This window comes from Lysinibacillus sp. A4 (assembly GCF_024919535.1).
Classification (GTDB): domain Bacteria; phylum Bacillota; class Bacilli; order Bacillales_A; family Planococcaceae; genus Lysinibacillus; species Lysinibacillus capsici.
The window spans coordinates 310496-324322 of record NZ_JANWTB010000004.1; the positions used below are offsets into that span (position 1 = coordinate 310496).

13 protein-coding genes are annotated in these 13827 nt (G+C 36.1%); 2 read left to right on the forward strand and 11 right to left on the reverse strand.

All coding sequences use genetic code 11. The features are described 5' to 3' along the window. Window positions 1-9 precede the first annotated feature (9 nt). The 5 genes from NY607_RS10215 to NY607_RS10235 form a co-directional block, all read right to left on the reverse strand. Window positions 10-756 carry an SDR family NAD(P)-dependent oxidoreductase gene (locus NY607_RS10215; protein WP_259419627.1) on the reverse strand — a complete coding sequence of 249 codons (747 nt, stop codon included), beginning with the start codon at window positions 754-756 and terminating at the stop codon, window positions 10-12. A 12-nt stretch (window positions 757-768) separates the two neighbouring features. Beyond that, window positions 769-2352, reverse strand: coding sequence for an aminomethyl-transferring glycine dehydrogenase subunit GcvPB (gene gcvPB / locus NY607_RS10220; RefSeq protein WP_115673320.1), 1584 nt, complete (start codon window positions 2350-2352; stop codon window positions 769-771). A gap of 22 nt (window positions 2353-2374) precedes the next feature. Further along, window positions 2375-3763: an aminomethyl-transferring glycine dehydrogenase subunit GcvPA gene (gene gcvPA / locus NY607_RS10225; RefSeq protein WP_115673321.1), complete on the reverse strand. Its 1389-nt coding sequence runs from the start codon at window positions 3761-3763 to the stop codon at window positions 2375-2377. A gap of 27 nt (window positions 3764-3790) precedes the next feature. Next, window positions 3791-4561: an SDR family NAD(P)-dependent oxidoreductase gene (locus tag NY607_RS10230; RefSeq protein ID WP_048392439.1), complete on the reverse strand. Its 771-nt coding sequence runs from the start codon at window positions 4559-4561 to the stop codon at window positions 3791-3793. Between the two features lie 320 nt (window positions 4562-4881). Then, complete coding sequence (locus NY607_RS10235; protein WP_054550437.1) at window positions 4882-6273, reverse strand: sigma-54 interaction domain-containing protein; 1392 nt, start codon at window positions 6271-6273, stop codon at window positions 4882-4884. 503 nt (window positions 6274-6776) lie between these two features. Here NY607_RS10235 and rpoN point away from each other — a divergent pair. Then, complete coding sequence (gene rpoN / locus NY607_RS10240; protein ID WP_233732810.1) at window positions 6777-8096, forward strand: RNA polymerase factor sigma-54; 1320 nt, start codon at window positions 6777-6779, stop codon at window positions 8094-8096. A 113-nt stretch (window positions 8097-8209) separates the two neighbouring features. On the opposite strand, the gene NY607_RS10245 is transcribed toward rpoN, so the two are convergent. The 4 genes from NY607_RS10245 to NY607_RS10260 form a co-directional block, all read right to left on the reverse strand. Further along, window positions 8210-8500 carry a hypothetical protein gene (locus NY607_RS10245; protein WP_259419628.1) on the reverse strand — a complete coding sequence of 97 codons (291 nt, stop codon included), beginning with the start codon at window positions 8498-8500 and terminating at the stop codon, window positions 8210-8212. Between the two features lie 93 nt (window positions 8501-8593). Then, the gene (locus NY607_RS10250) at window positions 8594-9703 is read right to left on the reverse strand and encodes a PQQ-like beta-propeller repeat protein (protein ID WP_259419629.1); all 1110 of its coding nucleotides are present in this window, start codon (window positions 9701-9703) and stop codon (window positions 8594-8596) included. 25 nt (window positions 9704-9728) lie between these two features. Continuing rightward, complete coding sequence (locus tag NY607_RS10255) at window positions 9729-10559, reverse strand: CbrC family protein (RefSeq protein WP_115673324.1); 831 nt, start codon at window positions 10557-10559, stop codon at window positions 9729-9731. A gap of 25 nt (window positions 10560-10584) precedes the next feature. Next, a complete protein-coding gene (locus NY607_RS10260; protein ID WP_016991657.1) occupies window positions 10585-10893 on the reverse strand; it encodes an antibiotic biosynthesis monooxygenase family protein in 309 nt (102 codons plus the stop codon). Window positions 10894-10981: 88 nt separating this feature from the next. On the opposite strand from NY607_RS10260, the gene NY607_RS10265 reads away from it, so the two are divergent. Next, window positions 10982-11668: an ArsR/SmtB family transcription factor gene (locus NY607_RS10265; protein WP_066037762.1), complete on the forward strand. Its 687-nt coding sequence runs from the start codon at window positions 10982-10984 to the stop codon at window positions 11666-11668. Window positions 11669-11687: 19 nt separating this feature from the next. On the opposite strand, the gene NY607_RS10270 is transcribed toward NY607_RS10265, so the two are convergent. Together NY607_RS10270 and NY607_RS10275 are read right to left on the reverse strand one after the other, a co-directional pair. Beyond that, window positions 11688-12560, reverse strand: coding sequence for a DMT family transporter (locus NY607_RS10270; protein ID WP_259419630.1), 873 nt, complete (start codon window positions 12558-12560; stop codon window positions 11688-11690). A 177-nt stretch (window positions 12561-12737) separates the two neighbouring features. Continuing rightward, the gene (locus tag NY607_RS10275) at window positions 12738-13676 is read right to left on the reverse strand and encodes an alpha/beta hydrolase (protein WP_237898160.1); all 939 of its coding nucleotides are present in this window, start codon (window positions 13674-13676) and stop codon (window positions 12738-12740) included. Window positions 13677-13827 lie beyond the last annotated feature (151 nt).

Below are 13827 nucleotides of genomic sequence, written 5' to 3' on the forward strand. Positions count from 1 at the left end.
TCCATTTAATTAAGCTAGTTCTCCACCATCAATAGCAATTGTTTGTCCGGTAATATAAGATGACTCATCCGAAGCAAGGAAAGCGTATAATGCTCCGACTTCCTTAGGATCTGCATGTCGTTTCAGAGGGATACCTTCATTTACAACTTCCAACATATCTGGTGTATACTCAGCCATTTGCATAGGGGTTAGTACGTATCCAGGGCATATCGTATTAACTCGGATATTTGGAGCAAGCTCCAATGCCATTGTTCGTGCTAAAAGATTAACCCCTGCTTTTGAAGCATTGTAGTCAGCATAGAATGGATGTCCTGTCACTCCATTTGTAGACGCTGTCATAAGTATGACACCCTTGCCCTGCTCCACCATCATTTTTGCGGCTGCTTGTGAAGTATAAAATACCCCGTTAAGATTAATGTTTAATACTTTACTCCATTGTTCAGGACTAATATCAAGAAACTTATTGCGAATGCTAATACCTGCATTCGCAATAAAAACATCTACACCACCTAAATCTCTTTTTATATTCTCAAAAACAGCGTTTACATTTTCAGGATTACTAACATCTACTACATAGCCTTTAGCAATTCCGGGATTTTCATTTATCGACTGTTCAATACCCTCTTTATTAATATCTAAAATAGCCACTATCGATTCTTCTTCTATAAAACGTTGTGCTGTGGCTAATCCTATACCACTAGCACCTCCTGTAATAACTACTCTCTTATTTTTTAAACTTCTATGATTGGTTCTCATTCAAACACCCCCCTAATGGTTATTAATTAATTCTTTTTTATTTTTCACCTTTTGTAGATATACCCTCCATGAAATACACCATTTAGAAGGCTCATCTAAATAGTCTGCTTCAATTAACTGATGAATTGTGCTATTTTGCGGTGCTGCTTTAACAATTTCTGGCGTTTCGTATGCTTCTTTAGAAATCTGCTCAAGCGCTTGAATATATTCATCTAAATCTGCCTTAGAATAAGATTCTGTTGGTTCAAGTGTAAATGGTTGTGGAACAATATAAGGATGATGACTAGTCCAGTAATGTAAACCAAAGTCAGTCATTCGGCGCTGTACATCCTCTGTTGTAACACCTGTTTCTTTCTCCAACTGCTCCCAACTATAACGAACTTGCTCTAATCTTTGCCCTTGTATATACGGCACACTTACACCACGAATTTTTGATACTTTACTATACAGATAATTGTTATTTAATACGGCTGTTTCTGCCACAGCTTTAAGTCCATCTGTGCCTAATGCTCTAATCCAAGCATAAGAACGCAAAATCGTTTGAGCTACCCCATGGAATGATCGTACTTTTCCAATCGAATGCTCTAATTGATCATTTAACACATATTGGTCTCCCTCTTTCTCAACAATTGGACCTGGCAAATAAGGCTTTAATTCTTCTGTGACCCCAAGAGCCCCTGTCGCTGGCCCTCCACACATGTGAGGTGCTGCAAATGTTTTGTGTAGATTGAAAAAACACATGTCAAAACCTGCTTCTCTTGCACGTGTGATTCCTAACAGTCCATTGGCATTTGCCTGATCGTAGTAACAAATTCCACCAACATCATGCACTATTTTCGTAAATTCTTTAATTTTAGAATTATAAATCCCTGTATCTTCAGGGTTAGCTACAACAAAACCAGCTGTTCTTTCGGATACAACTTCTTTCAATTTATTAATATCCGGAAAACCATTTTTATCTGGATGAATAGTTATTATTTTATAACCTTTTACTACTGCGGTTGCTGCTTGAGAAGGGTGTGAGAAGATGGTTGTAATAATTTCATTACGTTGATCTGCTTCACCTTTTACTTCAAAATATTTGCGTACAATCGATGCCATCGCAAACAATGCTTGTGTACCACCACTTGGTTGGAAAGAGAAACAATCCATCCCCGAAATTTCACGCATCGCTAAGTCCAAATTGTGAATAATTTCTAGCATTCCTTGGACAGTACTACCCTCTTGTAAAGGATGTAATTCCATTATTTTAGGATTACGAATAAGCAATTCATTAATTTTTGGAATATACTTCATCGTACAAGTGCCTTGTCCAATTTCAACATTAAAATCAGAGCCTAATGTTTCTTGCGATAGTCTTACATAATGTCGTAACACCCGCGCTTGTCCTATTTCTGGTAAATTTGGTTTATTTGCTCTTTTCATTTTCTGAGGTAAGGATGAAACACCATCACCGACTGCTGCTACAATCTCATTTGAAGGTTGCGGAACTTCTACTCCAACTTCTCCTGATTGATGTAACTCAAAAATGATAGGTTCATTCCATTTAGCTTGATGAAAATCTTTATTTACATTCTCTCTTAGAATCTTATCCACGTTAAAACTCCTTTCTTCCTATTTAATATCCAACAATTGTAGCTAAAGCATTGATTAACTTATCAATATCCTCTTTAGTGTGAACTTCAGTTACACAATAAAGTGCTGCTTGACCGTATTCAGGAAATTCCAACGATAAGTCTTTACCACCGAAGATTTTTTGCTCAAGTAATCGTGAATTGATTTCTTCTACTGTTAATCCTGTATCGTTAAAATCTATAATGAACTCTTTGAAAAATGGAGAGGTAATTCTTGAACCCCGAATATTGTTAATAGAATTCAATTGCATTACTGCATACTGACTGTTTTGCATAATGGCTTGACCTAACTCGTACATGCCGTTTGGTCCCATTAATGATAAATACACACCTGCTGTAATCCCCCAAAGAGCTGTTTGTGTGCCTACAGACTCCTTACCGTTTTCTCTATCTGCAAAGGACGTACGATCATAGGCAATGTCACCAAAACCATATTCACCTTTCTTTACAGTCGGAATAATACCGAACAATCGTGATGGATATTCATTAACAAATTTTGGATCATTATATGTTGCAATAAATCCAGCTTGCCCTCCACTATAATTCATGTGCATACCTAATGGTTGAAGATCTCCACAGACGATATCCGCTCCATATTGACTTGGTGGTGCCAATACCCCTAGAGAACTTGGATCAACTCCTACTATCATAAGTACCCCATATTTTTTAGCAAGTTGTGAAATTTCCTGACCTTGCGACTCGATAAAACCTAAATAGGATGGATTTTCAAAGTAAATAGCTGCAACTTCGTTTGACAACTTTGCTTCTAAATCGGCTAAGTCCATTAATCCTGTATTAAGATTGAATTTTATTCCTTCAAATGATAACTGTGGTGTACCATAGTTTGTAATAACTTTTCTGCGTTCAGGAGAAAGTGTATTAGCAAGTAATATTTTCGTACGCTTTGTAATCCGACTCGCCATACGAATTGATGTAGATGCAGCTTGGGCCCAATCGAATGTAGGAACATTCACTACTTCCATATCCACAAGCTCCGCCATTAAGCTTTGATATTCAAATAATGCTTGAAAGCGTCCATGATCCTCATAAGGCTCTCCTGCATAAGCTGTTAAAAATTCTGCACGTTGATTCACTTCATCACATACGGCTGGTATGAAGTGTTGCCAGCAACCAGCTCCTAGAAAATTAATATATTCATTGGTACTTACATTTTTATTTAAAAGACCCTCAATATGGCGTCGTAACTCTAATTCATTCAAAGCTTTTGGAATATTCATGGTACCTTTAAAATGTAAATCCTCCGGAATACACGAATAAAGCTCCTCAACGGAGTGAACACCAATTTCATCTAGCATTTCTTGCTTTACCTCAGATACCATATTAGGGATATATGGATGGACCTTTTTACTCATTTAATTTGCCTCCCTCTATAATTATTTTTAGGCTAAGCCGCCACCATCAACTGTTAATGTCGTTCCTGTAACCCAAGCAGATAAATTACTTGCAAGGAATAGTACCCCTTTAGCAATATCTTCAGGTGTTCCTAATCTTGCTAACGGTCTATCAACTGCTGAACTACGTAAGAAACTTGATTCATCTATATTTAATTGTTTTGCTTCTCCACGAAGTAATGGCGTATCTGTATCTCCAGGACAAATGCAATTTACGCGAATATTTTCTGGACCATGATCAATAGCCATAGCCTTTGTTAAATTTACAACCCCTGCTTTTGCAGCACAGTAAGATGCAGCTTTGTCTCCACCTTTGATTCCCCACCCAGAACCAGTATTAATGATACTGCCACCATTTCCTCTCATGAGTGGGATTAAGTATTTCGAAAGTAGATAGACCCCTTTTAGAGAAACATTAATAACAGCATCCCAATCCGCTTCCTCTAAATCCACCACTGTTTTTCTACGGATAATGCCTGCATTATTAAAAAGTACATCTACTTTTCCGTATCTCTCCTGTATAGAATCAGCCACACTTTTGCAATCTTGTGTATTCGTTACATCACATTTTAAAAACTCAACATCTAAACCAGCTTCTTGAAAGCTTTTTTCAGTATCCTTACCTTTTTGTTGATCAATATCTAAAATCACAGTTTTAGTTCCCAACTCACTTAATAATTTAGCTGTTGCAAGGCCAATCCCTGAGGCCCCTCCTGTAATCACAGCCACTTTACCTTCCAATTCAAAATAATCTACCAAATAAATCTTCCTCCTTCCCTTTGCTTACTATATATCTAGCAAAATACGTGCCAAGTGTAGAAACACAAATCCATTTACAATTTTAATCTACGAAATGTCAGAAAGTTCTGATGTTAAAGGATTTTCAAAATGTGTATAGTAAAAGATTCAAAAATATACTAAATTTCCTTTTTGCCATTTTTGTCAATTCCGTTGTCACTTTTGTCATTAAAATTAGCCATAAAAAAACACAAATACCTAGAAAGTTCATTTTAAATTCCCCTTAAGGAGGTGAGAAATTTAAAAATCTCTAAAAGCAAGGTATTTGTGTCAAACTTATACTATAAATTTACACTTTTTAGTTTTCTATAAAGCGTTCTTGTACTTATGCCTAATTCTTCAGCAACACGTTCTTTTCCAGCAGTGTCATTTCCATATATAGAGAGCATTTGGTAGATGACCTCCATTTCCGTATCTTTCAATAGATTAGAATTGCTATAAAGATTTTGTGCTTGATTATTCTCGATGATATATTTCGGTAAGCTTTCCCTTGTTAATTGTAGGGAATTTTCCATTACCATACTGTACTCTAATACATTTTCTAACTCTCTTATGTTCCCTGGCCAAGAGTATGATTTCAATTCCTCCAAAAATTCCTGCGAAAAATCTTTAATAAATTTCCCTGTTTTATGCTGAATCTTTTCAAGTAATTTTACAATCAAATATTCTATTTCATCTGTTCTTTCTTTTAAAGGAGGTAATGTTAAAGGGATCACATTTAGTCGATAATATAAATCCGAACGAAACTCACCTTTTCTCACCATATCTTCTAAAGGTTTATTTGTCGCAGCAATAATCCTTACATTTACTTTTCTAGGCTCAATTGCTCCGACTCTATAAATAAGCCCATCTTGTAAAACTGTTAATAGCTTCGCTTGTAAATGTAATGGTAATTCTGTAATTTCATCGAGGAATAAAGTACCTTTATCTGCTACTTCAAAATAGCCCATTTTCCCTTTTCTTCTAGCCCCTGTAAACGCCCCTTCATCATAGCCAAACAACTCGCTTTCAAACAAGTTTTCTGGAATGCTTGCACAATTCAACTCTATAAATTTCCCTTTGTGTGTAATGCTATTTGAATGAATATATTTCGCTAATAAACTTTTCCCTGTTCCCGTCTCTCCTGTTATGACAATTGAAGATGGGCTATTTGCAATACTACTTAACTTACTCTTTATAAGTTGTAAGTGAGGTGCGTTGCCTAATACATATTTCGTATCAAATCCTTTTTTATTTTCAAGCAATAAATAGGATCCTTCGTTGTTCAAGGCATTAATAATCATATCTCCCAACCGAGCTAACCAATACTGATATTCCTTCGGCTCAGATGAAAATTTTTTCTCCCCCTCATCTGTAAAACTGACAAATGTCAAATATCCGAAGTGACGATCTCCTTTTACTAAATTCATTAGCATTTCCACTTTAGATGGACAGTTATTTTGGAACCTACAACCAGAACACACTTTCATTTGACCAGGTTTTTGTAAATATTGAACAGATTTAGAATAATACTTCTGAAAGAACGGAAGGTGTACCTGTATCCCTTTTTGCTTTCTATATTCTTCCGTTGCTATAAAAACTTCACCATTCGAAGTGAAATAGGCCATTTCCAATTGTAATAGTTCACCAAATGCATCCAGCATAGATTGCACTAATTTTTCGGCATTCAACATGATATTCCCCCCACAAAAATCGAAAAAGTAATATAGCCAAATTGTTTATAGTGAAAATAGCTCGTAATAGTCCGTAAAATAGTTAATAGATTAGGTTTCATGAAAATTACACCTTTTACGGAAGTTTAATTTAATTATCTTATCTTTTTTAATTCGCCAAAAGTTACATCTTACCTTTATAATTTTCTTCAAGTTAGGATTATAGAGCATGAGAAATGCCATGCAAAATTGAATTGCCCCATAAAAGTTAAAGGAAAATCTAACTTTAAATGGGGCATTCCATGACTGTGTAGCTAACATTTATAACTATGTCTATATTCTAAATAAGAAGTTTATCTCATTCAACAACGTCATTGAACTTTATCTGCTTTCCTACTCATTGTAAGAACTATTTACCTTTAAGCATTATGTTTTTTTACTAAATATCTGATCCATTATAGACAAAATTTGTAGATTAGATAATAATAACATTACATAGAGAAAATGAGGTGATTCCCTTGAAAATGAATTTAAACGTCTCACAACAAATTACTCAAACGTTGACAACTGAACTCATTCATCAATTGGAACTACTACAATACTCCAGCTCCGAATTAGAACAACATATTTATGAGAAATCAAATGAAAATCCACTATTAACTGTCATTGAGAAAAACATGAATCACACAAAGGATATTGTAGACCTTGCCACAATGTCCATAAAAGGTATTCAACCTAAGCAAAAGCAACAGTATGATTTCATTCAAACTCGATTAACACAGCAACATTCATATATTACCCAACTACTCGATCAAATACCTTTACACCTAAATCTTACACCACATGACAGAGAAATTTTAAAATATTTCATACATAACCTCGATGAACATCTATTTTTAAATGTAGATTTATCCAAAGTTGCTAAATCATTTAACATCTCTTTAGACCATATAAATACACTGTTAGATCTATTACAAACATTCGAACCTCTTGGCGTTGGCGTTAGAAATATGAAAGAGTATTTATTAATTCAAATTTACAATGATATAGAAGCCCCACCATTTGCAGCTCCATTCATTCAACATCATTTAGAACAAGTAGCTAATTTATCAATTAAATTGTTAAGTACAACTTACGACATTTCAATAGAAGAAACTCAACGAACAATTCTATATATAAGAAACCTAAAACCCATTCCAGCTTCATTGGATAATAATGCTACTAGCGCGTATATTATACCTGATATAATCATTAGCAAATTGAATGGGGAATGGATAATAGAACTAAATAATCGGTTTTTACCTAAAATAGAAATTAATCAAGATTACGTAGATCTATTAAAAGAGTCCGTTGAAGATTATGCCTATTACCAGCAATGCATGAACGATATTATAGCTTTAACGCAAGGAATAGCTCAACGTGATAAAACTTTATACAGCCTGACACGATTACTTCTTGATTTACAAGCTTCATTCTTTGAACATGGAATAAAAGCCTTATCTCCTATGCGTTTAAAAGATGTTGCACAAGCATTAAATATGCATGAATCCACCATAAGTCGTGCGGTTAAAAATAAATTTATCCGTACACCACATGGAATCTTTGCACTCCAATCTTTATTTACAAAAGGAATTATCAACGATTCAGGAAAGCTTGATTCTGTGTCCTATATAAAAAGTCGCATTAAAGAATTAGTAGAAAATGAGAATAGAAAAACTCCTTTATCAGATCAACAACTAACTGAAAAATTAGAAACTGAGGGTATTCGAATTTCACGACGCACAGTTTCAAAATATCGTAAAGAATTGAACATAGCCAATTCATCTAAACGCATTTATTTATAAAAAACTTTATTATCAGTTACTTATAAGAGTATAAAGACAAAATAAATACCCTTCATTATGGGATTGACTGTCTCAAAAACGATAGTCAGTTCCCAAATGAAGGGTTTTTTCTATTACTTATAACCAGCCTTTTGTAACACCTGCATGAAATAAAAACGATACGTATTTTTTACAAATGTCTCTAGAGATAGCCCTACATTCACTTGATATTTTGTAAATATAAAATAAAATCGTTTATCCCACTTTAGGCGTAATAACTGGCCTGCTTCTTCGCCATACTTCATCGTAAATTCTTCCATCAAAGGTTCGATCATCTCATAACAATAATCTTTTAAATGGGCCAGTGCTTCAATATCCTTATCCCTTTGAAAGCGTATAATCCAATCTACTAATTGTTCATTCATATTTGCACGCCGTCCTTTTAAAAAGAGTTTCTTCCTATTAAATTATACTCCTTTTTTGGCGAATCAAAAAAAGAACGATTTTTCCAGTAGATTTCACTCATCAATAGGACGATTCCAACGTAGATGATAGTGAACAGACCTCTTTTTCGTATCTTTATCGAATACTAGTAATCTATCACCAGCTTGAATGACGTAGCTATTCTCTAATGTCCGAACAGTGGGCTGTTGTTGTTGGGAATTAATGATGCCAATATTGCGTTCCCACAATACCTGATGTTTGTTCATATCATAGAGCAATAACATGTGTTCAGCACTTTCTCGCTGTGTTTGCCTATATGAAACAAGAGCCGTTTTTTCTATGATATCTACATCCACCACTTTTGGTTGTAAATTTTCATAGGCTTGAATGGCTGGCTCGGTTAGGACAGCTTGACTAAAATCGCGAATGGCCTGATAATCCTCTACAGGCTGTGGATGTGTAGCAAAATAGCCCGGCAACTCTGTCTCGATGAAAAAACGGGCAGATAGGTAATCTTGAGCCTTCGCATCCTCACTTAATGTTTTACCATCAAAGCGATAGAATTTGCCATCGACCCCTTCCAAATATAAATGGTTCTCTAGGACAGCCATTTGATGTGCATTATTGCTCAATATCGCTATTAATGACGGATGTTGCGTTCGAAAATCTTTTTCAGAAAGTAGTTCTTTGCCTGTTTCCATATCTACCAAGGATAATTGACCAAACTCATCATCACGATGATGGACAAGAACACCCCCCATAAATTCCCCAAGCAGTGTTTCTTTATAGGAAGCTGATTTTGTCCATTGCTTTTCACCTGTTTGTAAATTCACAGCTACTAGGAGATGATGTGCGATTAAATGCGTAATTCCATTCGATGTCCCATTATTTTCTGAGCCTTGCACCATTTGAACAGCAATGCTTTGTGAATCATCTGTATAAATCGGCGAATCGGATTTAATGGGAAAGCCTCTCCCCGCTAAGCCAAAAACAATCATTAATAGATTACTGACGAATAAAAAGGCAATGAGCAAAATGCTAGAAATAACGAGTCGTTTTCGTTTCATGACGATAAACAAAAATAGTAGAAGTCCCGTACCTAGCACGATGCAGAAAAAAATATCGTGGATAAGCCAACCATTTAAACGCCATGAATAGATATATCGTTGTAGAAATTGTTCCACTTCTCTACCCCCCCTCAAACAACGACTAACTAAAATCTGAATAAAGCACATAACGGTCACATTCCAAGCATTGAAATAAATAGCCTTGATGATGACCATTGTTCATTAAGGATGCAGAAAGTTCTTCTTTTGAAAAGCCGGTATAATTATCAAATTGATCCTCAATTCCTAACTCTACTAAATCACGCCAACCAACATAGCCGATAAACGCACAATAGTCAGAGCAATGTGCCACCCAATTATTGCCCTGCCAGCTTACATAGCCAGGCGTCCGAAAGAGTACTTCCTCAGTAAACTTGGGGTTCGTAACCTGTTCATCCTCCATTAAGTCTTGCTGGAAAGAACCATCATATTTTTGAGCTGCTTCCCCACTATGGATGCAGGAAGGACAAAGATAATCTACTTCCTCAATTGCATAAATACCACCAGTATAATAGACATCCACTTCTTGCTCGCAACAATCACATACAACGATTTCATCTGTTTCAAAAATTTCAGCCTCTAGAGGGTTTGGTAGATATTTAAACGTTGGAATTTTCGTTTTAAGCTGCTGATGGTCTCTAATTTTTCTTGGCAGCAGAGGATTCACCGAATTTGGTTTATCTATGTAGGTCTGGAGAACGCCATACTTTTTTCGATCCTTTTTATCGTCTTTATTCATAATGACAGTAAATAACTGATATGCCTCAGGATACATCCTAAGTAAACAGTAGACCTCTACTAATATCCTTAATGTTTCTTCTGTTTGTTGAACCTGCTTTAATTGATCTTTAAAAATATGCATTTGATTAATGGTTATCGGATTGGAAGGATTAAATTTTTGTCTTAGTTCGTGCCATTCTTCCACAATCGTCATAAAAAATAAGCCTCCTTCTTACTTGCTATTTGGCAAATGAATAATCTTTTATCATTTGGCAGATTTCCACTTTATAGTTTGTGTACCATTTGTCTTTACCCAATTGTTGTGCTGTTAAATGCTTGGCATTGTCTTTCCATGCTTGGATAGCCTCTAGCGATTCCCAATAAGACACCGTTATGCCCTTTCCTTCCTCATTTCTAACACTTTCAACACGAATGAAACCAGGCTGTTGCTGTGCTAAGGCATCGATTAGGTCAGCCATCTTGCCATAGCCATCCCCATCTTGCTCAGTTCTTTGCGATGTAAAAATCACTGCATAATATGTTTCCATTTATTTCTCCTCCTCTATTACTTTTATTGTAAACCATAATGACTTTGACTAAAATCTAAATATAGGACACTGAAAGGATTGTGACAGAATGGGAATTAATCCAAACATGGCAGAAATAGCGGCACTTCTTGGTGAAACGTCAAGGGCAACCATACTTGCTAGTATGATGGACGGTCGTTTTCATACGGCTAGTGAACTAGCATATATGGCTGCCATCAAACCACAAACTGCTAGCTTTCATCTTGCTAAATTAGTAGAAGGAAAGCTGATAAAAGTTGAAAAGCAGGGACGTCATCGTTATTTTCAATTGGCTGGTGAGGACATTGCTCAATTTTTAGAGTCATTCCTAGCCATCTCTCCACCACCTGAAGTACGTTCATTAAAGCAATCGAGCCAAATCAAGTTATTACAGGATGCTAGAACTTGCTATGATCACCTTGCTGGTAAATTGGGTGTCCAATTAACGGAATCGATGCTCAAGGCAGGCTATCTTACATTGGAGGGTAAACAATTTGTCCTGACAGATGAGGGCATATTATTTTTTACGACATTCGGAATCGATTTAACTGCTTTAAAGAGAAAACGACGATCCTTTTCTCATGCTTGTTTAGATTGGAGTGAACGGCGTTATCATTTAGCTGGTGCACTAGGCTGTGAGCTATTAAATCAATTTTTCAACCTTGGTTGGCTTTTACGAGTTCCCTCTATTCGCGCCATTAAAGTGACGGAGAAAGGGAAAATAGGCTTTAAAGAGGTCTTTCATTTAGATTTGTAAAATAGGAAAGGGCACGGGGTTATCTCCTAGCCCTTTCTCCACTAAAAGTTCGGTTTACTAAATAAATGCCCATGATGATGAATAAGCCGCCAACCATTAGTGATGGTTTTAACGGTTCTTCCAATAACACCCAGCCTGTTAATACGCCAAAAAAAGGAGCTAAAAATAAATAGGCACTTGTTTTTCCTGGATCACTATTTTGCAGAAGATAATACCACCCTGCAAATTGTATGATCGAGGAAAAAATACTAAGCCACAACAGAATCAATAACGATTGTGGATTCACAATAAAAAATGGCTGTTCTAACAATGCGCTTCCTAGTAATAAGAGTAAGCCACCAAATAGCATCTGATATGCAGATAAAACCCACGTATCAAATAACACGCCCCATTTTTTCACTAACAGGGTGGCAGTAGCCCAAAAAACAGCTGATAGCAAGCCAAAAAGGATACCTACTTTCCATTCAACTTGTGCCCCCATCGTAATTATCACCCCGATTAAGCCAAACAAAACCCCGATCCATTGATAGAAACGATAGGACACTTTCATGAAAATGGTGGCAAAAATTACAACTAGTAATGGGTTTGTAAATGTTAAAATAGAAGACTCACTTGCCGTGATGGTGCGGAGACTTAAAAAAATACACCCCATCACACCTGCTGTTTGAAAGAGCCCGATCATGCATAACTTGAACCACTCACTCCTTGTACTAGGATGAGGTCTCTTCAAGATAATAACAACGATAGCCATGATTATACCAGCCAATATAAAGCGAAGTGCAGCTAATAATAAAGGCGAGGCATACGGTAAGCCTAATTTAACAATGGCAAATGATGAACCCATTAAAAAGGTCGTTACTACTAATAAAGCAATAAATTGATAATTTTTCATCCATTAGCTCCTTACCTGATAGAATAATTGTTCTACGTACATTATAATCAGGAAGTATTTCAATGCTCATCGAAGTATGGATTACAACTCAATTGAAAGATTTTATAAAATTTCGTAAGGAAGAGGATAGTATTAAAAAATCTTACCTCCAACAGCAAAGAGGTAAGAAACTATGGATTATTTATTTTGCATAAACGATCTGACGTTGTCTGCGATTTCCTCCGATTTTGTATGGTGTAAGTAATGATCCCCATCCAGTGTGATTACTTTGCCGTATACGGAATGTTTGACTTGTTCTTCATGAAGCGGTATCCAGTTCTTTTCAACTCCACCACTTTTCGCTTGGACAAATAAGAGAAGAGGTAGATCTTTAGGGAATGTAAGAGTTTTGGCTGCCGTGAAATTTTTGCTAATATGCTCTAATTCATTTGAAGTGCTTGTATTATAAAAGTTTTTGAGTGTAATCATCCTAATTTGCTCTTTTGTGTCGTCATCATACGGAAGACCTGCATAGGGATCATCTGAAAATTTTATAAGAATTCTTGCAATCCCTGATTTTTTTAGCAGCTGTAACGACTTAATTGGAAACTTCGTGTCCATACCACCCTGTGTAGGGACACTGCTATCAATCCCGACAAATCCAGTTACCTCATTCGGATATTTATTAACATAATCGAGTCCATAGATGCCTGCTATCGAATGTCCCATTAGCATATACCGATCAATCTTTAACTCCTGTAAAGCTTCATGGATTTCACTAACAATATTCTCTGTGCTTCGTTCTTTAGCTGTATCCTCACTTAAGCCATAGCCAAAGGGCTCTATTGAAACGATTTTATAATAGGGAGCTAGTTCATCTATCAATGGCTTAAAGTCGAGCGTTGGTGCTGCAGTACCGAAGCCTGGTAGTAATACGATGGTTTCAGCACCCTTACCTTGAATGGTGACATTCATTTTTTCCCCATTCACGGAGACGAGCTGACCATAAGGTTCTATTTTTCCTTGCTCTATTTTGTTGCAAATCATGTTTATTGTAAAAACAATGACAAGTAGCCCCACAATGGATATACCTAGGACTGCCATTGATTTCAGTAAAACACGCATAAATTTTTTCATGTTTGATGCACGAGAGGATCCACCTTTACTCGTGCCTCCCTCCTTTACTACGATTATTCCAGCTACTTTTGAGCTGTTAGTGCAACTATAAAGGAGAGAGATGTCTGCCGAATGACGACAATATGAACACAAGATGAACAACAAAAAAATG